We start from the raw sequence: 22,799 nt of genomic DNA, 5'->3' as shown, positions 1-22,799 counted from the left end.
CATTACTTAAGAGACGAACTTCAGTAGGTCGTCGCGGTTGTGGTCGTGGAAGCGCGTCCGGAGACACTTCTCTAAGGCCTCGACGTCGCCGCGCTTCGCGCAGATGGGCGCCACGCGGTCGGACCACTGCTGCCACGGCGGGAACAGCCCGAGCCGGTCGCAGATCTCGTCGAGCCGCTCGTCGAGGTCGTCGATCTTGTCGGTCTTGTTGACGGCGACGATGGGCTCGACGCCCACGTCCTCCAGGAAGCCGTACATCTCCACGTCGTGGGGGACGTTCCCGCGCTCGGCGTGCCGATCGATGATGTCCACCGCGGCCTTGCCGTCCATCACGACGACCCCCGCGAGGATCGAATCGGCGTTGTCCTCCAGGTAGCGGACGATGTCCGTCTTGATCTGCTCGCGGTGCTCCTCTTCCACGCCGGACATGAACCCGAAGCCGGGGAGGTCCGTGAACATGAAGCTCTCGCTGGCCCAGTCGAAGTGGTTCGGCTGGCGGGTGACGCCCGGCTTACCGCCGGTCGAGAAGTCGTGGCCCGTCAGCTCGCGCATCAGCGTGGACTTGCCGACGTTCGAGCGCCCAACGAGGACGACCTCGGCGTCGCGGTCCGGCCGGTCTTCGAACATACCCGACGGTGCGCGCCTGAGCGGGTTAAAAGGCGCGTCGTCGGTCTCTGACGCGTCGCGACGGAGAGCGGGCGGGCGCTGTCGGCCCGAGAGGAATCCTCCTTCGGGAGACACACCCGCGAACGTCTCGTCGTTCGAGAAGCGAAACAGTCGGAAGGGGAATTGAATGTCCACATTTCGAAAACGTACGGTCAGAAATATGAAACTACCATAGGTTATATATACTCCGAGCCGGTGTGGGTGTGTGTAACATGGTTTTCCAGACGAGGGCTCGTGACCGTCGCATCGGTTCGACGAATCCGGTGAACGCCTGTACAGGCGCCTCCGAGCGCGTGCGACGAGGATTCCGGTCGTCTGCGGTGGGCCGCTCGTCCCCCTCGTCAGGTCGGGATCGCTCGGGGGGAGGCGTATGACGGGAGCCGAGACGTTCGGCGCCGTCTCCCTCGTGCCGCCGCTGTTAGCGATCGTGCTCGCGATGGTGACGCGGAAACCGGTCCTCTCGCTGTTCTTAGGGATCTGGTCCGGGGCCGCGATCTACACGACGAACCACGGCGTGGTCCAGACGCTGGACTGGCTCGTCTCCTCGATCGGCGAGAGCACGTTCAACGCGAAGATCATGCTGATCGTGCTGTTCCTCGGGGCCGGCGTCGCACTCATCTGGCGGCTCGGCGGGGCGAACGCCCTCGCGAACGCGGTGACATCCAGGCTCGACAGCCAACGGAAGGTCGGCGCGGCGACGTGGATCTTCGGCATGATCTGGTTCTTCGACGACTATTCGAACACGGCGATCGTCGGCACCACGATGCGGGAGATCTCCGACGAGGTGAGCATCTCTCGGGAGAAGCTCGCGTACATGATCGACTCGACCGCCGCGCCGGTCGCGACGTTCGGCGTCTCGAGTTGGGTCGCGTACCAGCTGAGCATGATCCGCGACGGCTACGAGGCGGCGGGCGTCTCCGTCGACGCCGGTCAGGTCCCCAGCGCCTTCGCGCTGTTCCTCCAGAGCGTCCCGTTCAACATGTACTGCCTGCTGGCGGTCGTGATGGTCGGGATAATCGTCTTCTCGAGGCGCGACTTCGGCGAGATGCTCGACGCCGAGCACCGCTCCGCGACGGAGGGGAAGGTCCTGCGCGACGGGGCCATCCCGATGCAGAGCGCCGAGGATAGCCTCGGCGACGTGCTGACCGACTCGCCGCAGCTCCGGTACTTCCTCGTGCCGACGCTCGCCCTGATGGCGACCGTGGTCGGCGGCGGGTTCTACACCGGACTCGGCGCGTCGGAGGCCGGCGCTGGGCCGTTCGAGATCGCCGGCAACGCCGCGTTCGTCGACGCGCTCCTGTGGGGGACGTTCATGATGGTCGCCGTCGCGCTCACCATGGGCATCGCCAGCGGGATCGCGAACCTCGACGAGGCGATGGAGACCGTCATCGACGGCTTCGGAATGATGCTGACCGCGCTCACGATCCTCGTGATGGCGTGGACGATCGGCACCGTTACCACCGCCCTCGGCACGGGCGTCTTCGTCACCGACATCGCTCAGGAGTTCGTGTCGCCGACGCTGCTCCCGGTCGTCGTCTTGATGGCGTCCGCGTTCATCGCGTTCTCGACGGGCACTTCGTGGGGAACGATGGCGATCGTGACGCCGATCGCGGTCCCGCTGGCGTGGAGCGTCGGCGGCGCCACGCCCGCGCTGCTTCCCGCCGCGATCGGGACCGTGTTCAGCGGCGCCATCTTCGGCGACCACTGCTCCCCCATCTCCGACACGACGATCCTCTCGTCGACGTTCACCGGCGCGGACCACATCGACCACGTCCGCACCCAGATCTACTACGCCACGACGGTGATCGTCGTGGCCGCGACGCTTTTGACGGTGTGGGGCGCCACGCGGATCACGCCGCTCGTGCTGCTCCCGATCGGCGTGGTGACGCTCGCCGGTCTCGTGTACGCGCTCTCCGAGTTCGACGCGAACCGGAAGGGCGTGGCGGCGACCCGCACCGTCGAATCCGCCGACCGGTCGCCGGCCGACGACGACTGACCCCCGGCCACACCGAGGGCGCGCCGCGCCGGACGGTTCGCCGACGACCCCGGCCGGCGCGGGGCGCGGCCGACAGTCTCTCCGACGCGTCGTCGCCGCCGGCCCGCCGCGCTCTCGCCGCAATCAGATCGCGGCGTCGTCGGAGGCGGTCCCGACGTCGATGCCGTCGCTCTGGTCGGCGAACGCCGTCCCGAACATGCGGAACACGGCGACCTGACCGTAGAACTGGACGAACGGAACGAGCACCGCGCCGACCACGGTGACGATCAGGACGACGGACACGACGAACACGCCGACGGCGACGAGGATCGGCACGAGCACCGCGAGCAGGTACTCCACGCTGAACAGGGTCGGCGTGAGGAGCCCGACGTCGAATGCCGCGCTCGCCTCGCCCCGGGCCGCGTACGCCGTCAGCGCCGCGGGGACCGCGTAGTACACGAACAGGAGCACTGGGATGAACGCGAGCGCGAGGAGCGCGCCCGTCAGGCCGATCAGCGCGCCGAGGTCGCCGCCGATCCCGGCGCCCACGCCCGCGACGGCCGCGACGAGGACCCCGTACGCCAGCAGAGGGACGATCGAGTACACGATCGCGATCAGCGTGGCGACGACGCCCTTCACGAAGAGGTCCGCCCAGTCCGTGAACTCGGGCGGCTCCTCCTCGCCCGCGACGGTCCGTTCGAGCACTCGCACGAGGTATCCGAGGACGGCGAAGGTGGGAATCACGAGCACCGAGAGGAACCCCAACACGCCGCCGACGACGATACGACCGACCCAGTCGCCCCGCGCCGGGTACGACAGTCCGTCCTCTATCATACCTCCGACCACGGCGATCCGGTATATAAATCGATGCCACTGTTCGCGCGCCGGACCGCTCGCACGTCCGCGTCCGGTTCGAGGCCGCGAGCGTCGTCGGCGTCGCGTGAGCGCCGTCGCGCGGACACCGTGTGCGCACCGCGTGGGCGTCGTGAGAGAGACCCTCCGTGCCGCCGCGTCGCCGGCTACTTGTCGGTCCCGCCCCTGCCTGCGGCATGAACAAACAGACCGTCCGCGAGGCGGTGTGGGACGCCTTCGACGCAGGCGACCACGCGCGCTTTCCGTTCCCGCCGCACGACCGGATCCCGAACTTCGCCGGCGCCGACGCCGCGGCTGAGCGGCTCGCGGATACCGAGGCGTGGGAGGCGGCCGCGACGCTGAAGGCCAACCCCGACGCGCCGCAGCTCCCGGTCCGCAGAGCCGCGCTCCGCGCCGGCAAGACCGTCTACGTCGCGCAGCCCCGGCTCCGCGATCCGGACCCGTTCCTCCGGCTCGACCCCGGCGAGATCCCGCCGGAGGAGATCGACGACGCGACGACCGTCTCCGGGATCGGCGAGTACGGGACGCCGACCGCGCCCGAGGACGTCGCGCACGTCGACCTGATCGTCGCCGGCTCCGTCGGCGTCACCACCGACGGCGCCCGGATCGGGAAGGGCGAGGGGTACAGCGACCTGGAGTGGGCGGTCCTCCGCGAACTCGGCGCGGCCGATGCGGACACGGAGGTCGCGACGACCGTTCACGAGTGCTCCGTGCTCGACGGCCCCGAGTCCGCCGTCGGCGCCGACGCCGACCTCCCGGCGCCCGACGCCCACGACGTTCCCCTCGACCTCGTCGTGACGCCGGAACGGACGGTTCGGACGGACACGCCGTACGCGCGGCCGGACGGCGTCGACTGGGACGCGCTCGACGCGGAGAAGCTGTCCGAAATTCCCGTCCTCGCCGAGCGGGCACCCTGACGAGAGAAAATCGCGGTCGAAAGGAGGCGATTACGGTGTTCAGTCGGCGGTACGATACCCTCAGTCCGCGTGCTGCGGCGTCGGCGTGGCCCGCTCCGCCCGGTGGTCGGCGACGTGGCCGCACTCCGGACAGACGATCGTGCGCTCGTCGCCGTCGCTGACGACGAGCCACCCGTCCGACAGGGGGCTCTCGAAGTGACACTCCGGACAGAACAGGACCGACTTCCTGCGGGAGGGCGGGGAACCGCTGGCGTCTGCGTTCATGATGCCTTGTAAGGCCCGGAGCTATAAGGGTCTTGTTCGACCTGATCGTTCAGCATAGTCGGGAGTAACAAACCTGAATATCACGCACTTTCAGAGATAATAGATCGTTCATTTCACCGATTAGAAAATAACTGATCGGCGACTGTCATCATCGTTCCGGGGCGTTCCGTCGCCCGCCTCGGAGGTCCGCCTCGCCCCGGACCGCGCTTCCGTCGCAGGCTATCGCGCCAAGGGCATGTTGTAGCTCGTCTCCTCGGCCATCACGTACTCCCACGTGGCCTCGCACTCGCAGGACACCTGCTCGAAGACGCTCGGGTCCTGCCGCTTGTCGAAGTCCTTGATCGCGGTCTGGACGCGGTCGTCGCACTCGCCGCAGTTGTGCGCGCCGCGGTCGGAGCCGTGACCGACCGGGTCGGAGACGACGATGGCGTCGACGTCGGCCGTCGCTTCGAGCACGTGCGCGACCGACCAGAGCCACGGCGGCCGGTAGCCGCCCTCGAAGAACAGCTCGTCGACCATCGTGTAGCGCTGGACGTTCGTCGGGTTCATCGAGACCGTGTGACAGCCGTCCACGTCGCCGCACCGCCGGATCGAGTCGATCATGTCGGCGGCCGCCTCGGGCTCCGCGAGGAAGGGCGGCTTCATGAGGAGGTACGCCTTGACCCCCACGTCGGCGTCGAACTCGTCGTCGGCCGCGGCCGCCTCGGCGCAGGCGGCCTCGAAGTCGGCGAAGTCGAAGTACTTGTTCACGCAGTCGTGGCGGACGCGGTCGGTCGCGGTCTCTAACCCGACGGCCACGTCGGTCGCGATGCCGTAGTCCGCGAAGTCGGCGATCTTCTCTCGCTCGACGAAGTCCGGCAGCGACTCGACGACGATCCGGTCCCGGTCCGCGAACGTCTCGGCGATGGCCCGCCGGGTCTCGGCCGGCACCTCGCGCTCGTCGAGGAAGGAGCCGGAGGTGTAGATCTTGATCAGCTCCGCCGGCTCCTCGGCCTCCTCGGCCTCGTGGTCGAGGCACGCGTCGATCTGCGTCATCAGGTCCTCGTGGGCGACGCTGCCGCCCTCGACCGACTCGGCGACGTAGCCGCACATCGTACAACCGCCGGCGCGGGCCCACCGGCAGCCGCCGGTGTTCAGGATGATCGTGAGGGAGTTCACCACGCCGTCGGGCGTGTTGTCCTCGTCGATCCACACGCGGGTCGGCTCCGTCGGGTCGTACGTCTCCGAGCGCTCGGCGCGGATGTCGCGCATCACGGCGTTGTGCGCGTCCATTCCGCGCCCCTGCTCGTACGCGTCGGGGCTCGGCTGGCTCATTGCCGGGAGAAGCGGTCGCGCGCGTAAAGCGGTGTCGTCATCGCGGGCCGCGTCGCGTCCGCGCCGTCGAGCCCCATGTCGCGTCCGCGTCGGGATCGGTCGCGTCGTCGCGGTCGCGGTCGGCCGCGAGTCCGACGACGCGGGTCGACCACGCGCCCGCCGGCCGGAGACGAATCGTTTGCGAAGAATACTCAAACACGCCGAACTGGTAAATATATATTATTTCATAGAAAGATTTTATAAACTTCTCTATGTGGAAGAATTCGATGTCACGGGACCGTGACTACGGACGGCGTGACGTACTGCGAGCGGGTGGAATCGTACTCGGCGGGTCGCTCGTCTCCGGCCCGGCGGCGGCCGCGGACGGCGAGGGAGCGACGACGCTCACCGTCCTGTCGTACAACGACATCCAGACGGCGGCGGCGCAGGACGAGAACTTCCCGCGGCTGGTGACGCTCATCGAGCAGCGGCGGGCGGCGGCCGACGGCCCCGTCGTCGTGGTCGGCGGCGGCGACGAGGTGGGACCGCACGCGCTGAGCCCGATATCGCAGTGGCGCGCGCCGGTGGACGTGCTCAACGAGGTCGAGCCGGACGCCGACGTGATCGGCAACCACGAGTTCGACTACGGGCTCGACCCCATCTCGGACGTGACGGCCGACTCCGAGTTCCCGTGGCTCGCGACGAACCTCGTCGACACCGAGACGGGCGAGGCGTTCGACGGCACGGAGTCGTACCGGATCGTCGAACGCGGCGGCGTCAGCGTCGGGATCATCGGCCTCGCCGATCAGGGCGCGACGACGGGGAAGACGAACATCGACTTCGCGGCGGAGGGCATCACCATCGAGGACTACACCGAGACCGCCCCCGCCGAGGCGAAGCGGCTCAAGGAAGAGGAGGGCGTCGACGCCGTCGTCGCGCTCGCGCACACCGGCATCGGCGACGCCGAGGGGCTCGCGGAGGCCGACGCGGACGACGACATCGACGTGATCGTCGTCGGCGACGACGAGCAGCTCTATCCGCCCCAGGAGGTCGACGGATCGATCGTCTCCGAGTCGCGGGCCCGCGCAGCCTACCTCAGCGAGATCGAACTGACGATCGAGGGCGGCGAGGTCACCGCGTGGGACGGGGAGCTGATCGAGGTCACCGAGGACGTCGAGAAGGACCCGACCGCGTCGGGCATCATCAACGATTACCGCGCGGAGGTGAGCCTCGACTCGCCGGTCGTGGAGACTGAGACGCCGCTCAACGCCACGTTCGGCGCGAACTACCACCGCGAGACGGGCTACGGGAACCTGATCACCGACGCGATGCGCGAGCGCGTCGACGCCGACGCCGCGATCACGAACGCGGGCGGTATCCGCTCGGACTCGGTGTACGGGCCCGGCGAGATCACCGGCGGTGACATCTTCAACACGTTGCCGTTCCCGAACACGGTCGTCTCACTGGAGCTCACGGGCGAGGAGCTCGTCGAGACGCTGGAGAGCCAGGTCGTCACGCTGGAGAGCGACACCGGACAGCAGTTCGGCGAGGAGATCTCCCAGCAGACCAGCGGCCTGCGCTTCGAGTGGGTGCCCCACGACGACGCCGACGAACTGGTCCGCGAGGTGTACGTCGGCGGCGAGCCGCTCGACCCCGACGAGACATACGAGGTGGCCGTCAACAGCTACATCGCGAACGGCGGCAGCGGCTATCCGCTCGAAGACAAGCCCGTGGTCGAGGAGACGGGCGAGCTACAGGCGACGACGGTCGTCGACTACCTCGAACCCCAGGAGACGATCGCGCCGACCGTCGAGGGCCGGATGCAGCGCGTCGACCGCGACCTCCCCGACGCCTCGGTCACCGTCGACGGGAACGGCAAGGTGGTCACGCAGTTCGACGCGCCCGACGACGTCGACTCCGTCGCCGAGGACACCGTCGCCGTCTGGGCGTCCGACGGCGAGCACCTCGACGCGGAGAAGGCCGTCTTCGACGACGAGGAGGCGACCCTGATGGTGCGCGTCGACGACGGCGACCTCGCCGAGACGGTCGAGGACGCGGACGACGGCGAGGAGGTCCCGCTCGACCTGTACGCGAAGTACGAGTCGAGCGAGTTCGACCACATATACTTCGAGCGCTCGCGGCTGAACGCCGACGTGGCGGCGACCGTCCGGCGCCGCGGCCGCGGCCGCGCCGGCCCGCCGGGACGCTGAACGCGGGCGTCACTAGCGCCCGTCGTCGCGGTCGCTCGCCGCTTCCGGTCCGCTCCCCCAGGCGACCGCGATCCCCGCTCCGATGACCGCGCCGACCGCGTTGACCGCGGCGTCGCGCCACGCGAAGGACCGCCACGGGATCGGCGCCTGGACGAGTTCGATCTCGAAGCCGAACGCGACCGCGGCGCCGGCCGCGAGGAGCGGTCCGAACCGATGTCCCCGCGCCACCGGGACGAGCAGCGCTGCGAGGACCGCGTAGCCGACGAGGTGGAACGGGTCGGTAAGCCCGACTTCGGCGGGCAGGGCGTCGAGAGCGCCGCCGAGCGCGCTCTCCTCGCCGCCCGACGACGCCGGGACCGGAACCACGGACGCGACGAGCACGGCGAGCGCGACCCCGAACGCCCTCGCTCGGTCGCGCCCGGTCGCCCTCAGACGGCGCGCGACCCCTCTCGGACGGCGTCCGGTCGTCTCTCCCCGCCCGTCTCGGTCGGTCACGCTCGCGCTTCGCCTCGCCGGCAATTATGGCCTGCGGCTTCGCGATGTTCGGCGTCCGACGCGGGACGCCGACCGAAACCGGTCGCTCGCACCACGTCGTCGCGGTAACGTGAGAACCGTTCGCACCCCGCTGCCGTCCGCGAGTATTCACGCACGGAACGCGCGGTCCATTCATAAGCGCCGTGGCGCCGACGCCTCCAGTTTGGTAACTGGTTCCGGTTGCGTCCGGAGGTGAACACCTAACACGTTGTGGTCCGTCTATAATGAACGAGCATTACATGACTGAAATGGGCGGCTACAGAGACCGTGTGGCACAGGTCGAACTCGGCGGTGGCGAGGTCAGCTACCGCGGGATCGACGACGACGACGCGAAGAAGTACATCGGCGCGCGCGGGCTCGGCGTCAAGTACGTCTTCGACAAGGGGCCCGACGTGGACCCGCTGGGACCGGAGAACCGACTGGCGTTCATGACCGGCCCGCTGACGGGCACCCAGACCGTGATGAGCGGCCGGATCGCGTTGGTGACCAAGTCCCCGCTGACGGGGACCGTCACCGACTCGCACCACGGCGGCTGGTCCGGGGCGCGGCTCAAGTGGGCCGGGCTCGACGGCATCCTGCTCGACGGCGAGAGCGACGAGCCCGTCTACCTGTTCGTCGAGGACGGCGACGTGGAGGTACGCGACGCCTCGCACCTCTGGGGCCAGGGCGTCCACGACACGATCGACCAGATCGGCGAGGAGGTCGAGGGGAAGGTCGGTCGTGACGTCTCCGTGATGGCCATCGGTCAGGGCGGCGAGAACCAGGTTCGCTACGGCTGCGTCATCAACGAGGACGACCGCGCCTCGGGCCGCGGCGGCACCGGCGCCGTGATGGGCGCGAAGAAGGTGAAGGCGGTCGTCGTGAAGTCGGGCACGGACATGCCCAAGCCCGCCGACCCCGAGACGTTCCAGGAGGGGTACCAGCAGGCGATGGAGGTCATCCGCGAGTCCGACGTGACCGCGCCCAACGAGGGCGGGCTCTCGATGTACGGGACGAACGTCCTGATGAACGCGACCGAGGAGATGGACGGGCTCCCGACCAAGAACGCGAAGTACACCTCGACCGAGGCGTACCACGACGGCGAGGGCGTCGACATCGAGGCGGAGCGCGTCTCCGGCGAGAACGTCCGCGAGAACATCCTCGTCGACGAGCCGACCTGTCACTCCTGCCCGGTCGCGTGTAAGAAGGAGGTCGAGGTCAACGTCACGCACAAGGGTCAGGACATGAACGTCCGCACGGAGTCGTACGAGTACGAGTCCGCGTGGGCGCTCGGCCCGAACTCGGGGCACTCCGACCGCGACGAGATCGCGGTCATGCTCCAGCGCTGTAACGACCTCGGCATCGACACCATCGAGGCCGGCAACATGATGGCGATGGCGATGGAGATGAGCGAGGAGGACAAGCTGGACGGCGTCGGCGGCCTCGACTGGGGCGACTCCGAGACGATGATCGACCTCATCGACGAGATCGGCCACCGCTCGTCGGACCTCGGCGACCTGCTCGCGGAGGGCCCCGAGCGCGTCGCCGACGCGAAGGACGCGCACGGCAACAAGCTCTCCGTCAAGGGGCAGACGATGGCCGCCTACGACCCGCGCTGTATGAAGGGCATGGGGATCGCGTACGCGACCTCCAACCGCGGCGCCTGCCACCTGCGCGGCTACACGCCGGCCGCCGAGATCCTCGGGATCCCGGAGAAGGTCGACCCGTACGAGTGGGAGGGGAAAGGCGAGCTCACCGCCACCTTCCAGGACCTTCACGCGGTGTCGGACTCGTTCGACATCTGTAAGTTCAGCGCGTTCGCGGAGGGGATCGAGGAGTACGTCCTCCAGTACAACGGCGTGACCGGTCGCGACCTCTCGGAGGACGAGCTGTTCGAGGCCGGCGAGCGCGTCTACAACCTCGAACGCTACTACAACAACCTCGCCGGCTTCGACGGCGCGGACGACACGCTGCCGAACCGGTTCATCGAGGGCCACCCGGACGCCGTCCCCGGCACGGGCGCCAGCGAGGGCGAACTCGTCGAACTCGACCAGCTGAAGGCCGAGTACTACGAGACCCGCGACTGGGTCGACGGGGTCGTCCCCGACGAGAAGCTCGAGGAGCTCGGCATCGACATCGGCCCCGGCACCGGCGTCTCGGCCGGCGACTCCGCCGCCCCGGCCGACGACTGATCGACACCGCGTCCGCCGACCCGCGTTCATTTTTAAGTGTCTCACGCCGGTAGCCCCGGCTATGCCGCATGACCCGCTCTCGCCGTCCGAGGCCCTCCGCACCCGTGCCGGCACGGTTCTGGGCGCCGTGAGCCTGTTCGTGTTCGTCTACTCTCTGTTGATCGTCGGACAGATCCTGCTCGGGGTCATCGCCGTCGCGGTGCTCTCGGTCGGCCCGTACCTCTCGTACCGGGTGTTCGCGGCGCTCGACTCGCTCGCCGACGCCGCCCAGCGGATCGCCGCCGCCCGCGAGCGCGAGGCCGACGACGGCGGCTCGCGGTTCGACCGCCCCGTCGACCGCGGCGACTCGGCCTCCCGGAAGCCCTCCGCGGAGCGGCCGACGGAGCGCGAGCGCTGACGGACTCGTCGCTCCAGTCGGCCGCGGCAGCGGGTCACGCCGTCGCGACGCCGACGCGGCCGCACAGAGCGCGCCTCGCGAGCCTCAGCCGAACACGACGAACCGGAACAGCCACAGCGTCCCCATCCCGGTCGCGATGGTCGCGAAGACGTTCTCGGTTCGCCACGCGACGGCGCCGGCGACGGCGCCGGCGATCAGCCGCTCGTCCAAGAGGGTCGCGGCGACCGACGGGCGCAGCGTCACCAGGTCCGGGAGGACGAGCGCCGCGAGGACGGCGGGCGGGACGTACCGGAGTGGCCGCTGGACGCGCGTCGGGACCCCGTCGATCCGGCCGAACAGGTGGATGAAAGAGAGCCGGATCCCGTAGGTGATCACGCCGATGACGACGATGGCGGCCCACGCCCGCGGGGAGGCGACGAGCGCGCCGGTCACCGGCCCGCGACCTCCGTTGCGAGCCCCGCGCCGATCCCGCACAGCGCGCCGACGAGCAGCCCCAGGTTGAGCGGCAGCCCGGCCGCGACGACCGCGACCGCGCCGCCCGCGCCGCCCGCGACGGTGGTCGGCCGGTCCTTCATCGCCGGGACGAGGAGCGCCAGGAACACGAGCGGCACCGCGAAGGTGAGCCCCCACGCGTCGGGGACGCCGGCGCCGAGGACGACGCCCGCGACGGTGCCGATCTGCCAGACGACCCACAGCGAGGCGGCGGCGCCGAGGTAGTAGCGCCACCGGCTCCGGTCGGGGTTCTCGCCGAACTCGGCCACCGAGAGCGCGTACGCCTGGTCGGTGAGGAGGTACGCGAGCCCCGCGCGGAGGCGGCGCCCGTAGTCGGCGAAGTGCGGCGCGATGGACGCCGAGTACATCAGCATCCGGAGGTTGATCACGACGGCCGTCCCGACGACGACCGCGAGCGGCGCGTTCTCGCCGAGCAGTTCCAGCGCCGCCAGCTGCGAGGCGCCCGCGAACACGATCACGGACATCCCGACCGCCTCGGCGAGGCCGAGCCCGGCGTCGACGGCGGCGATGCCGGCCACGAGCGCGAACGGCGCGACCCCGAGGATGAGCGGCGAGACGTCGCGGACGCCGGCCAGCAGGTCCTCGTCGAGGACGGAGTCGGACACGGCTACTTCTCCCGCGGGTACGGCGGCTCGTCGTACTTCGCCGCGAGGTGGTCGGCATGCTCCAGCTTCGTGTTCGCCTTGCGGAAGGTGCCGAGCAGGGTGTGGATCTCGCGTTCCGTCGGGTGCGCGCGGCCGAGCAGCCGGCGCATCAGCAGCGCGTTCTTCTCGCGGACGTGGTCGCGCTGCCCCGTCGCCGCGAGGAAGTCCTCGAAGAACCCGTGGAAGCGCTCCACGTCGGCCTCGGGCGCGCGGGTGACCTCGGTGTCGGGCAGCTGGGTCTCGCCGACCGTGAGGTCACGCATCTCGTACAGCAGGACGGTCGCGGCCTGCCCGAGGTTGAGGACGGGGTAGTCGTCGTCGGCCGGGATCGAACACACCTCGTCGAGCCGCGAGAGCTCCTCGTTGTTGAGCCCGCGACCCTCGCGGCCGAAGACGATGGCGGTGGGCGCGTCGACGGTCTTCAGCGACTCGCGGAGCTCGACGGGCGTCTTGAACGGGAAGCGCTCGTGGCTGCGGTCGTCCTCGCCGGTGATCGCGGTCGTGCCGACCGTGTGGTAGTTCGCGACGACCTCCTCGAAGGTGACCTCGTCCGCGTTCGGCAGCACGTCCTCGCGGGCGTGGCCGGCGAAGCCGTACGCCTCGCCGTCCTCCCGCAGCTCCGGCGGGTCGACCAGCTTGAGGTCGGTGAGGCCGAAGTTCTTCATCGCCCGCGCGATGGTCCCGACGTTGCCCGGGGTCTCGGGCTCGACGACGACGACCACGGGCGTCTGCCGATCCGCAGCGTCGTCCGACTCGGCGGACGCCTCGGCGTCGGTCGGCTCCGCCGCTCCCTCGCCCGTCGCCGGCGCTCGCTCGTCGCCGCTCATCGGTCCGACGGGTAGTCGGTGGAGAGGTCGAGGTCGGACTCCGCCAGCTCCTCCTCGGTCAGTTCCTCGCGGTCGGTCTCCTCGCCGCGGGCGAGTTCGAGGATGTCGATCCGCTCGCCCTCGAACCCCTCTTCGATCCGCTCTTGGACCTCCTGCTGGTCGGGCAGGTCCGGGAGCCCGTCGGGGTCCTCCTCGACGTGCTCGACGGAGCCGTACCCCTCTGGGGCCTCGTTGCCGGCGGCGACCCACTCGTGGAAGCGGTCGGCGAACTCGACCGACCCCTTGTGCTCGCTGCCGCCCTCCTCGCGGAACCAGTAGAGCAGGTCGGGCTCGTGTTCGGGGCAGAGCAGGACCTCCCCTTCCGGCTCGCCGTACACGATCTCGGCCTCGTTACAGCGGTGGACCTCCGCCTCACCGTAGTCGAGGTAGCAGACGTCGCACGGCTCCTCGACGAGGCTGACGAGCCGCAGGAGCCGTTCCCGCGGGTCCTCCGGAATCTCGTCGAGGGGCTTCAGCTCCTCGTCGTCGCTGAATATCTCGTCCTCCTCGAAGCGCCACCCGCGGAGGCCGATGCTCACTTTCGCCATGTTCACGCTACGCTCCGGCGGCGATAAAAGCGCGTCCTTCCCGGCACGCGGACGGTCGCTGCGCCGCGCCGGGGCCGCGGCGTCCGCACGCGCTCGCCGCCGACGCGGTCCCTTATATCCCCGGCCGACCTCGTTCCGGCCATGAGACGGCGGCGACTCCTCGGACTGACCGCGGCCGGGACCCTCGGCGCCGCGGCGGGCTGTCTGGGCGACCGCGCGGGCGACGACGGCGCGGGCGGGGAGAACGACTCGACCGACGGCGGTGGCGGTTCGGACGGCGGCGACGGCGAGACCGCGTGGCCTACCGGGGCGTACGCGGACTACGAGACGACAACCGTGACAGTAGCGGGCCCCGACGGAGAACTGAAGGGGTCGGTGACCGCCGCGATAGCTTCCACCGGTCCTGAACGCCGTCTGGGTCTCAGCGACGCCGAGTCGCTGCCCGAGGACAGCGGGATGTTGTTCGTCTACGGTTCGCCGCGCGACTCGCTCACCTACGTGATGCGTCGGATGAGCTTCGGCATCGACATCGTCTACGCCGACGGCGACCGGGAGATCACACGGATCCACAACGCGCCCGAACCGGGACCGAACGAGGACGGCGAGGAGCAGCGGTACCCCGGCTCCGGGCAGTACGTGCTGGAGGTCCCGTACGAGTGGACCGACCGCCACGGCGTCGGAGTCGGCGACTCCCTCCGGTTCGATTTGTAATTGGAGTCTTCAGTGCGTGGATCGGCGGCGAACACCGCCAAAGCCCCGGCCCGTTCGAACCCCGCCTGGTGCAGCACCTCACACCACCACGACCTCGCCGCTCGCTCGGGGCTCCCTTCGGTCGCCCGCGTCGCCCGCGGCGTCCCTCGCGCGTGCCGTCACCGGCGCTGCGCGCCGGCTTCCAGAGGGACCAAAGGCCCCTCGCGGCTCGGCCGCAAAGCGGCCTCGCGGGCACGCGCCACCGCACCACCGATCATTTATAAATAGTTGTCCGGTCGATCCCCCGGCGAACCCGTCGGGTACTCGCCCCGTTTATGTCGCTCGCGCCCGTGGTGATCGTATGCGAAACGTGGACGCCGCGGGGCTCGGGATCGGCGACGACCACCCGCCCCGGATCATGGGCGTGCTCAACGTCTCGGAGGAGTCGCCGTACGACCCCAGCGTGTACGACGACCCCGGTGAGGCTGCGGCGTACGTCGACGAGGAACTGATCGGCGAGGGCGCCGACATCGTCGACGTGGGCCTCGAATCGGCCAACAAGGACCTCGACGTGCTCTCCGCCGAACAGGAGTTGGATCGGCTCGACACCGCCGTCGAGACCCTCGAATCGACCTCGGGCGACGCCGTCTGGTCGATCGAGACGCGCTACCACGAGGTCGCCGACGAGGCGCTCTCGCGCGGCTTCGACATGGTCAACGACATCTGCGGGTTCGCCGACCCGGAGATGCCCCGCGTCTGCCGCGAACACGACGTGGCGGTCTCGAAGATGGCCTCGCCGCCGGACCTCGAACGCCCGGGCGCCATCGAGGACGTGGACGACATCTACGAGGCCCTCTCGATGAACGGCCTCACCGACAAGACGATCCTCGACCCCGCGTTCGGCGGCTGGTCCGAGGCGAAGACCCACGAGGACGACCGCGAGACGTTCCACCGCCTGCGCGAGTTCCGCGGCTACGGCCGCCCCCTCCTCGTCTCGATCAACCGCAAGAGCTTCCTCAAGACGGTCGCCGGCCGCAGCACCGAGGAGGCGCTCCCGGTCTCGCTCGCGGCCACGTCGATGGCCGTCGAGCGCGGCGCCCACGTGATCCGGACGCACGACGTGGCCGAGACGCGCGACGCCGCCCTGATCGGCGCCGAGTTCGCCCGCGACCGCTACGCCGGCGGGGCCGACGACGCCGTCGCGGTCGCGGAGCTCGACGTGACGACGGTCCGGGAAGCGGGGCGCCACCTCGATCGGATCGGCGCGCCGCGGGCGGCCGACGGCGACCGCGACCCCGCCGAGGCCGCGGTCGTCCGCACCTACGAGCTCGACGGGCTCGGCGACGCCGCGGTCGGCGCCCTGCGCGCCGCGACCGTCGGCGGCGACGCGAGCGCCGCGACGTTCGCGCTCGGCGATCCGAACCGGGCCGGCGTCCCGACGACTCCGACGACGACCGACGGCGGGACCGGTGACCGCGCGAACGGCGGATCTGCCGGCGGCGCCCTCCCGGACCGCCGTCGCGGCCTCCTGATCGGGACCCCGGACGCGATCGAATCGGTCAGGGAGTCGGTTTCAGGCGTCTCCGACGCGCTCGACGCCGCGCTCGACGGAATCGCAGCCAACGTCAGTTAAGAGAAAGTTTATGCCCTCGTGTAGACAACCGATCGACCGGACGCCGGAGGGGCACGCGGGTAGGGGTACTCTGTGCCACTCCGGTCCATACCATAATTCGACCGGCGAGCGGCGGTGCCGGTCTGGACGGAGACAGGATCCCGCACGCGGAGTGACCAGTCCGTGAACTTCGCGACCTTCGAGCCCGTCTACGAGGCGATCCTCGCCGACTTCGGGTTCGACAGAGCCGCCGACGAGCGGGCCCGAGACCTCGCCGCCGACCTCGCGACGCCGTTCCCGCCCGACCGCCTCGGTGATTGGGAGGGGCAGACTGTCGCGGTCGCGGGCGCGGCGCCGTGCCTCGCCGACGAGGTGGCGCTCGCCCGCGACGCCGACGTCGTCGTCGCCGCCTCCACGGCGGCCGACGTGCTCGCCGACCGCGGCGTCGACGTCGACTGTATGGTGACCGACCTCGACAAGAACCCCGAGACCGCGGCGTCGCTGACCCGCGAGGGCGTCCCCGTCGCCGCCCACGCCCACGGCGACAACGTCCCCGCCGTCCGCGAGTGGCTCCCGCGCTTCGCCGACGAGTGGACGCTGGCGACGACGCAGGCGGCCCCCGTCGGCCCGGTCCGAAACCCCGGCGGATTCACCGACGGCGACCGAGCCGCGTTCCTCGCCGACCACGTGGGTGCCGGCGAGCTTGTCTTCCCCGGCTGGGACTTCGACGACCCGGCGGTCGACCCGATGAAGGCGCGGAAGCTCGACTGGGCGGCGCGGCTGCTCCGCTGGCTCGAACGCCGCCGCGGCGAGGCGTTCGCGGTCCTCGACGGCCGGCGCGAGGCGACCGACGCCGCGCTGGACGAGATCCTCGGCGACGGGGGCGACCGGGAGCCCGACGGCGCTTAGGCCGTCTCTCCTTCGACGCGCGGCTCCGGGAACAGTTCCTCCGCGTCGCGCTCGCCGATCCACTCCGCCAGCTGGACGAGCTGGTCCGCGGCCGCCTCGAACAGGCGCTCCGCCTTCTCGGGCGTCACGTCGGTCGGGTCGCCGAACGCGCCGTTCGGCGAGTTGTCGATCGCGTCGTAGAACGTGCGGGCGCCGTGGACCGTCGCCTCCGCGCTCGCGAGGTCGACGAGGCCGCCGTCGCGGGCGTCTTCGAGCCGGCCCTCGCGGACGAGGTCGGGCGCGATGTGGGTGATCATCGCCGTCTCCTTCGGTCCGGCGTGGGGGCCGTTGTGCTCGAACAGGTCGTCGACCAGCTCCGGGATCGACTCGTCCCACATCCACTCGACGGCGTAGGCGACCTCGTCCTCGTGGAGCCGGCGCCCCACCTCGCGGAGGTGCTGGACGTTGCCGCCGTGGGCGTTGACGAACACCACGCGGTCGATCCCGTGGTACGCGAGGTTCCGCGAGAACGACTCGACGTAGTCCCGGAACTCCGGCGGGTCGACCCACATCGTCCCCGGGAACTGCCGGTGGTGCGGGCTGACGCCGACGTTGACCGTCGGCGTTCGGAACGCGTCAGACCGCTCGGCGGCCGCCGTCGCGAGCGCCTCGGCGATCAGGTGGTCCGTCGCGAGCGGGAGGTGGGGGCCGTGCTGTTCGGTCGAGCCGAGCGGGACGAGCGCGACGGAGCCGGGAGCGAGCGCGTCGCCCAGCTCCGGCCAGGTGTGGTCCGCGAGGTACATACCGCCGCCTCGCGCGCGACACGTATCAACCCAGCCGTCTCGGTCCGGTTCGCCGGGTTCGGTCGGACTGCGTTCAGCCGGCCTCGCCGCGACCGCGCTCCCGCGGCGCGTCGCCGCTTCGGCCCGTGTCGACACCCTTTTTGTGTCGTCCGGCCGAATTGAGTGGCATGTTCGGAGGCGGCGGCATGAACCCGCGCAAGATGAAACAGATGATGAAACAGATGGGGATCGACGTCGAGGAGCTCGACGCCGAGCGGGTCGTCATCGAGACGGCCGACGGCGACGACCTAGTCTTCGACGGCGCCCAGGTGACCAAGATGGACGCCCAGGGGCAGGAGACCTACCAGATCGTCGGCTCGCCCGAGTCGGTCGCCGACGCCGGCGCGGGCGGCGCGACGGCCGTCGAGGGCGGCGACGACCCGGCGCTCGACGACGCGGACGACGGCGACGACGGCATCCCCGAGGAGGACGTGAAGCTGGTCGCCCAGCAGGCGGGCGTCTCGAAGGAGGCCGCCCGCGAGGCGCTGGAGGCGGCCAACGGCGAGCCGGCGCGAGCGATCTCGGACCTGCAGTGACGGACGCCGCGTACCTGCTCGTCCACGAGGACCGCGAGTACCTGCTGGAGCCCGGCGAGGAGTTCGGCACGGACCTCGGCGTGATCGAGGTCCCCGAGGACGTCGCGGCCGGCGACGAGGTCGATACCCACCTCGGCACCGTCTTCGAGGTCCGCGCGCTCCGCGGCCCCGACCTGTTCAACCACCTCGAACGCACCGGCGCGCCGATGATGCCGCGCGACGTGGGCCTCGTGATGGGCCACACCGGCGCGTCCGGCGGCGACCGCGTCCTCGACGCCGGCACCGGGACCGGCATCCTCGCCGCGTACCTCGGCCGCGCGGGCGCCGACGTGACCACCTACGAGGTCGACGCCGAGTTCGCCGCGGTCGCCCGCGAGAACATGACGACCGCGGGCGTCGCCGACCGCGTCGAGGTCCGGACCGGCGACCTCACCGACGAGCTGGACGCGCTCGCCGACGAGGAGCCGTTCGACGCCCTCACGCTCGACACGGGCGACGCCCCGGCGGTCGTCGAGCGCGCGGACGACCTGCTGGCGCCCGGCGGCCGCCTCGCCGTCTACTCGCCGTTCGTCGAGGGCACCCGCGAGGCGGCCCTCGCCGCGCGCGAGGCCGGCTTCGACGAGGTCGAGACGCTGGAGACGATCCAGCGCGAGATGGACTTCTCCGACCGGGGCTCCCGCCCCTCTACCGCGGGCGTTGGGCACACGGGCTACCTCGTGTTCGGGCGGGCGCCCTGACTGCGCTCCCGACCCTCTCTGCTTCCCGCGGCGTCCGCGCGGACCGGCGCAACGCTCTTTCGGATCGCGGCAGTGACGACGTGTGTGACCGGTGACGACGCCGCGCCCGGAGCCGACTCCGACGCCGCCGGCGACTCCGCCGCGGCGGCGAGCGACGGCTTCGGTGACAGGGGCGAGGTCTCCGACGCGCTCCCGCGCCCCGACGACCCGCTCGCCGATGCGGTCGAGACCGCGCTGGCCGACCGGTCCGCGGTCGTCGCGGTCGGCGTGCCGATCCGGCTGCTCCCGTCCGTGCTGGCCGCTCGCGAGCGCTCCTCGGGCCCGCCGTGGCGGGTCGCGTGCCGGCCGGGCGTCGTCGACGCGCTCTCGCGCGCCCTCGTCCTCGGGAGCGCCGTCGCCGAGGCGGTCGAGACCGACCAGATACGGGTCCGAACCGGCGACCCGCTCGGCCACGGGGCCGGCGGGACGCTGTTCGCGAGCCCGGACCGCGCCGACGCCGTCGTCGGCCCCCGCGGGGACCGGACCCTCGCAACGAGCGCGGCCGAGACCGACTCCGAGGCGGTCGATGGCGCCCGCGCGACGGCCGAGTCGCGGTTCGACGCGGCGACGACCGAACCCGTCGGGATGCCCTCCCGAACGCGGCTGCTCGCCGCCGCGCGCGAGATCCTCGACGACCGCTTCGCCGACGACTTAGCGGCGGTGCTCGCGACGCTCGACCCCGGCGAGTTCGGCCGCACGACCGAGCCGTCGGACCGGACGCTCCTCGCCGCGCTCGCGGCGCGACACGACTACCTCTTCCGCGATCTGCGGCGCTGGGTCGGCACCGACGGCGTCGGGATCGCTCCGGCGCAGGAGTTCACCCGCGACCGGGAGGCGCTCGTCGACCGGGGGCTGATCGAGTCGATCAAGGTGCCGATGGGGCCGGGCCGGCCGATGCTCCGGCTCCGCGCCGTCGACGACGCGCTGTTGCGAGCGCGGCCGACGGAGGTACCGGCCGTCCTGGAGGGTCGGTTCGCGCTGCCGACCGACGCGGACGGCCGGGTCCGCGACGACGCCCGCCGGGGCGAGCGCCGCCCCGTCTGGGAGCGTCGGCGCTGGTGACTCGACGGCGTCGAGTCGGGGGCCGGCGCTCGGGCGACGTGGCAAGAACTAACTCTCGGCGGCGCGCCCACACTGACATGACGACGTTCTCCGACAGGGTCGAGCGGATCTCGATCAGCGGGATCCGCGAGGTGTTCGAGGCGGCCGGCGACGACGCGATCAACCTCGGGCTGGGCCAGCCCGACTTCCCGACGCCGGACCACGCCCGGCGGGGCGCGGTCGACGCCATCGAGTCCGGGAAGGCGGACGCTTACACCGAGAACAAGGGGACTCTGTCGCTGCGGGAGGCCATCGCCGAGAAGCACTGCGCCGACCAGGGGATCGACCTCGACCCGGGCAACGTCATCGCGACCGCGGGCGGCAGCGAGGCGCTCCACGTCGCCCTCGAAGCGCACGTCGACGCCGGCGACGAGGTGCTGATCCCGGACCCCGGGTTCGTCTCGTACGACGCCCTGACGAAGTTGGCCGGCGGCGAGTCGGTCCCCGTGCCGCTCCGCGACGACCTCACGATCGACCCGGCGGCCGTCGAGGACGCGATCACCGACGACACGGCGGCGTTCGTCGTCAACTCCCCCGGCAACCCCACGGGCGCGGTCTCCTCCGAGGCGGACGTGCGGGGGTTCGCCCGCATCGCGGACGAGCACGACGTGCTCTGTATCTCCGACGAGGTGTACGAGTACACCGTCTTCGACGGCGAGCACTACTCGCCGATCGAGTTCGCGGAGACGGACAACGTCGTCGTCGTCAACTCCGCCTCGAAGCTGTTCTCGATGACGGGCTGGCGGCTCGGCTGGGTGTACGGGTCCGACGAGCGCGTCGAGCGCATGCTGCGCGTCCACCAGTACGCGCAGGCGTGCGCCTCGGCGCCGGCCCAGTACGCCGCGGAGGCCGCGCTCCGCGGCGACCGCGGCGTCGTCGACGAGATGACGGCGTCGTTCCGGCGCCGCCGGGACCTCCTCCTCGACGGCTTCGACGAGATCGGCCTCGACTGCCCGACGCCGCAGGGCGCGTTCTACGCGATGCCCCGCGTTCCGGAGGGGTTCGTCGACGAGTGCCTCGACCGCGGCGTGGTCGTCGTCCCCGGCGAAGCGTTCGGCGAGGGCGGCGCCGGCCACGCGCGGATCTCGTACGCGACCGACGAGGCGGGGCTGCGCGAGGCCCTCGACGTGATGGCCGAGGCGTACGCGGCGGTCCGCTGACGGCGTCGGCCGGGGCGTGGCCGCAATATCTGCCGAACCATAACCATGGAGCATTACCCCGGGGCAGGTGGTTTCCGCAAGTTATACTGCCGCCGACGGAGTAGCGAGGGGCAATGGACCGGAACATACAGGTCAGCCGCCTCGACCGGCAGGCGGTCGAGGACCAGGAGGTCGAAATCGTCGAGCGAAAGGGGATCGGTCACCCCGACTCGATCTGCGACGGCGTCGCGGAGTCGGTCTCGCGGGCGCTCTCGCAGCTCTACCTCGACCGCGTCGGCAAAGTCCTCCACTACAACACCGACGAGACGCAGCTCGTCGCCGGCCGCGCGGCCCCCGCGTTCGGCGGCGGCGAGGTCGTCGAGCCCATCTACATCCTCATCGTCGGCCGCGCCACGAAGGAGTACGACGGCGAGCAGCTGCCCGTCGACTCGACCGCGCTCGCGGCCGCCCGCGACTACCTCGCCGAGGCGATCCCGGAGCTGGAGTACGGCACCGACGTGGTCGTCGACGTGCGGCTCGGCGAGGGGTCGGGCGACCTCCAGGACGTCTTCGGCGAGGAGACTCAGGAGGTCCCGATGGCCAACGACACCTCCTTCGGCGTCGGCCACGCGCCGCTCACCGAGACGGAGACCATCGTCCGCGAGGCCGAGCGCGCGCTCAACACGACCTACCACGACGACCACCCCGAGCTGGGCCCCGACGTGAAGATCATGGGCAAGCGCGAGGGCGACCGGATCGACATCACCGTCGCCGCCGCGATGGTCGACGCCTACGTCGAGGGGCTCGACGAGTACGACGACGCGGTCGCGTCCGTCCGCGAGTACGTCGACGACCTCGCGCGCGAGTACACCGACCGCGAGGTCCACGTCGACGTCAACACCGCCGACGACTACAACGAGGGGTCCGTCTACCTCACCGTCACCGGCACCTCCGCCGAGCAGGGCGACGACGGCTCGGTCGGCCGCGGGAACCGCGCCAACGGGCTCATCACCCCGAACCGCCCGATGTCGATGGAGGCGACCTCCGGGAAGAACCCCGTCAACCACATCGGGAAGATATACAACCTGCTCTCCACCCGCGTCGCCGAGTCCGTCACGAGCGAGGTCGACGGCATCCGCGACCTCCAGGTCCGGCTGCTCTCGCAGATCGGTCGCCCGATCGACGAGCCGCACGTCGCCGACGCGCAGATCGTCACCGAGGACGAGGTCGCGCTGGGCGACATCGAGGACGACGTGATCGCCATCGTCGACCGCGAACTGGCCGACGTGACCGACGTGACCCGCAGCGTCATCGAGGGCGACGTCTCGACGTTCTGAGGGCGGT

At 70.7% G+C, this 22,799-nt stretch carries 23 protein-coding genes; 13 read left to right on the top strand and 10 right to left on the bottom strand.

What is annotated here, in order from left to right:
- Positions 1 to 6 precede the first annotated feature (6 nt).
- Positions 7 to 627, bottom strand: a complete 621-nt coding sequence (engB, locus tag AMR74_RS07445; protein ID WP_053771424.1) for a GTP-binding protein EngB — start codon at positions 625 to 627, stop codon at positions 7 to 9.
- Between the two features lie 409 nt (positions 628 to 1,036).
- On the opposite strand from engB, the gene AMR74_RS07440 reads away from it, so the two are divergent.
- Positions 1,037 to 2,662, top strand: a complete 1,626-nt coding sequence (locus tag AMR74_RS07440; protein WP_053771423.1) for a Na+/H+ antiporter NhaC family protein — start codon at positions 1,037 to 1,039, stop codon at positions 2,660 to 2,662.
- Positions 2,663 to 2,785: 123 nt separating this feature from the next.
- Here AMR74_RS07440 and AMR74_RS07435 read toward each other — a convergent pair whose 3' ends face one another.
- Complete coding sequence (locus AMR74_RS07435; RefSeq protein WP_053771422.1) at positions 2,786 to 3,475, bottom strand: DUF4013 domain-containing protein; 690 nt, start codon at positions 3,473 to 3,475, stop codon at positions 2,786 to 2,788.
- Positions 3,476 to 3,690: 215 nt separating this feature from the next.
- Here AMR74_RS07435 and AMR74_RS07430 point away from each other — a divergent pair, with 215 nt between their 5' ends.
- On the top strand, positions 3,691 to 4,431 hold the full coding sequence (locus AMR74_RS07430; protein ID WP_053771421.1) for a 5-formyltetrahydrofolate cyclo-ligase: 741 nt from the start codon (positions 3,691 to 3,693) through the stop codon (positions 4,429 to 4,431).
- Between the two features lie 60 nt (positions 4,432 to 4,491).
- On the opposite strand, the gene AMR74_RS07425 is transcribed toward AMR74_RS07430, so the two are convergent.
- A complete protein-coding gene (locus AMR74_RS07425) occupies positions 4,492 to 4,695 on the bottom strand; it encodes a hypothetical protein (RefSeq protein ID WP_053771420.1) in 204 nt (67 codons plus the stop codon).
- A 219-nt stretch (positions 4,696 to 4,914) separates the two neighbouring features.
- Entirely contained in the window at positions 4,915 to 6,009 is a 1,095-nt protein-coding gene (locus tag AMR74_RS07420; protein ID WP_053771419.1) for an archaeosine biosynthesis radical SAM protein RaSEA, read from the bottom strand.
- 266 nt (positions 6,010 to 6,275) lie between these two features.
- Here AMR74_RS07420 and AMR74_RS07415 point away from each other — a divergent pair, with 266 nt between their 5' ends.
- Positions 6,276 to 8,198, top strand: coding sequence for a bifunctional metallophosphatase/5'-nucleotidase (locus tag AMR74_RS07415; protein ID WP_053771418.1), 1,923 nt, complete (start codon positions 6,276 to 6,278; stop codon positions 8,196 to 8,198).
- Between the two features lie 12 nt (positions 8,199 to 8,210).
- Here AMR74_RS07415 and AMR74_RS07410 read toward each other — a convergent pair whose 3' ends face one another.
- Complete coding sequence (locus AMR74_RS07410) at positions 8,211 to 8,693, bottom strand: VanZ family protein (RefSeq protein ID WP_053771417.1); 483 nt, start codon at positions 8,691 to 8,693, stop codon at positions 8,211 to 8,213.
- A 278-nt stretch (positions 8,694 to 8,971) separates the two neighbouring features.
- On the opposite strand from AMR74_RS07410, the gene AMR74_RS07405 reads away from it, so the two are divergent.
- Together AMR74_RS07405 and AMR74_RS07400 are read left to right on the top strand one after the other, a co-directional pair.
- On the top strand, positions 8,972 to 10,903 hold the full coding sequence (locus AMR74_RS07405) for an aldehyde ferredoxin oxidoreductase family protein (protein WP_053771416.1): 1,932 nt from the start codon (positions 8,972 to 8,974) through the stop codon (positions 10,901 to 10,903).
- A 61-nt stretch (positions 10,904 to 10,964) separates the two neighbouring features.
- Complete coding sequence (locus AMR74_RS07400) at positions 10,965 to 11,300, top strand: hypothetical protein (RefSeq protein WP_053771415.1); 336 nt, start codon at positions 10,965 to 10,967, stop codon at positions 11,298 to 11,300.
- Between the two features lie 84 nt (positions 11,301 to 11,384).
- Here the strand turns inward: AMR74_RS07400 and AMR74_RS07395 are convergent, their stop codons facing one another.
- Genes AMR74_RS07395 through AMR74_RS07380 form a run of 4 tightly spaced genes read right to left on the bottom strand, consistent with a single transcriptional unit; the run spans position 11,385 to position 13,871 of the window.
- Positions 11,385 to 11,732, bottom strand: a complete 348-nt coding sequence (locus tag AMR74_RS07395; RefSeq protein WP_053771505.1) for an AzlD domain-containing protein — start codon at positions 11,730 to 11,732, stop codon at positions 11,385 to 11,387.
- On the bottom strand, positions 11,729 to 12,418 hold the full coding sequence (locus AMR74_RS07390; protein WP_053771414.1) for an AzlC family ABC transporter permease: 690 nt from the start codon (positions 12,416 to 12,418) through the stop codon (positions 11,729 to 11,731). Before AMR74_RS07390 ends, AMR74_RS07395 begins: the two co-directional genes overlap by 4 nt.
- 2 nt (positions 12,419 to 12,420) lie before the next feature.
- Positions 12,421 to 13,284 (bottom strand): RNA methyltransferase, encoded by an 864-nt coding sequence (locus tag AMR74_RS07385; RefSeq protein WP_053771413.1) that lies wholly within the window; start codon positions 13,282 to 13,284, stop codon positions 12,421 to 12,423.
- Entirely contained in the window at positions 13,281 to 13,871 is a 591-nt protein-coding gene (locus AMR74_RS07380; RefSeq protein ID WP_053771412.1) for a hypothetical protein, read from the bottom strand. The genes AMR74_RS07385 and AMR74_RS07380 overlap by 4 nt, the downstream gene beginning before the upstream one ends.
- Before the next feature lie 141 nt (positions 13,872 to 14,012).
- Between AMR74_RS07380 and AMR74_RS07375 the strand changes: the two genes are divergently transcribed.
- From AMR74_RS07375 to AMR74_RS07365, 3 genes are all read left to right on the top strand, one after another.
- Positions 14,013 to 14,582 (top strand): DUF192 domain-containing protein, encoded by a 570-nt coding sequence (locus AMR74_RS07375; protein ID WP_053771411.1) that lies wholly within the window; start codon positions 14,013 to 14,015, stop codon positions 14,580 to 14,582.
- 340 nt (positions 14,583 to 14,922) lie between these two features.
- Positions 14,923 to 16,194, top strand: coding sequence for a dihydropteroate synthase (folP, locus tag AMR74_RS07370; RefSeq protein WP_199236381.1), 1,272 nt, complete (start codon positions 14,923 to 14,925; stop codon positions 16,192 to 16,194).
- A 162-nt stretch (positions 16,195 to 16,356) separates the two neighbouring features.
- Positions 16,357 to 17,082 (top strand): 6-hydroxymethylpterin diphosphokinase MptE-like protein, encoded by a 726-nt coding sequence (locus tag AMR74_RS07365; RefSeq protein WP_053771503.1) that lies wholly within the window; start codon positions 16,357 to 16,359, stop codon positions 17,080 to 17,082.
- Here AMR74_RS07365 and AMR74_RS07360 read toward each other — a convergent pair.
- Positions 17,079 to 17,864, bottom strand: coding sequence for a creatininase family protein (locus AMR74_RS07360; protein ID WP_053771410.1), 786 nt, complete (start codon positions 17,862 to 17,864; stop codon positions 17,079 to 17,081). The two genes, AMR74_RS07365 and AMR74_RS07360, sit on opposite strands and share 4 nt — an antisense overlap.
- A gap of 167 nt (positions 17,865 to 18,031) precedes the next feature.
- Here AMR74_RS07360 and AMR74_RS07355 point away from each other — a divergent pair, with 167 nt between their 5' ends.
- From AMR74_RS07355 to AMR74_RS07335, 5 genes are all read left to right on the top strand, one after another.
- Positions 18,032 to 18,439: a nascent polypeptide-associated complex protein gene (locus AMR74_RS07355; RefSeq protein ID WP_053771409.1), complete on the top strand. Its 408-nt coding sequence runs from the start codon at positions 18,032 to 18,034 to the stop codon at positions 18,437 to 18,439.
- Entirely contained in the window at positions 18,436 to 19,176 is a 741-nt protein-coding gene (locus AMR74_RS07350; protein ID WP_053771408.1) for a methyltransferase domain-containing protein, read from the top strand. Before AMR74_RS07355 ends, AMR74_RS07350 begins: the two co-directional genes overlap by 4 nt.
- Before the next feature lie 84 nt (positions 19,177 to 19,260).
- Positions 19,261 to 20,277 carry a transcriptional regulator TbsP domain-containing protein gene (locus tag AMR74_RS07345; protein ID WP_053771407.1) on the top strand — a complete coding sequence of 339 codons (1,017 nt, stop codon included), beginning with the start codon at positions 19,261 to 19,263 and terminating at the stop codon, positions 20,275 to 20,277.
- Positions 20,278 to 20,354: 77 nt separating this feature from the next.
- A complete protein-coding gene (locus tag AMR74_RS07340; protein ID WP_053771406.1) occupies positions 20,355 to 21,476 on the top strand; it encodes a pyridoxal phosphate-dependent aminotransferase in 1,122 nt (373 codons plus the stop codon).
- 113 nt (positions 21,477 to 21,589) lie between these two features.
- Positions 21,590 to 22,792, top strand: coding sequence for a methionine adenosyltransferase (locus AMR74_RS07335; protein ID WP_053771405.1), 1,203 nt, complete (start codon positions 21,590 to 21,592; stop codon positions 22,790 to 22,792).
- The last annotated feature ends 7 nt before the right edge of the window (positions 22,793 to 22,799 follow it).

Origin of the sequence: Halorubrum tropicale (assembly GCF_001280455.1) — an archaeon.
GTDB classification, from domain to species: Archaea; Halobacteriota; Halobacteria; order Halobacteriales; family Haloferacaceae; genus Halorubrum; species Halorubrum tropicale.
Note: the sequence above shows the minus strand (reverse complement) of the source record. Positions and strands in the feature narration are given on the sequence as shown.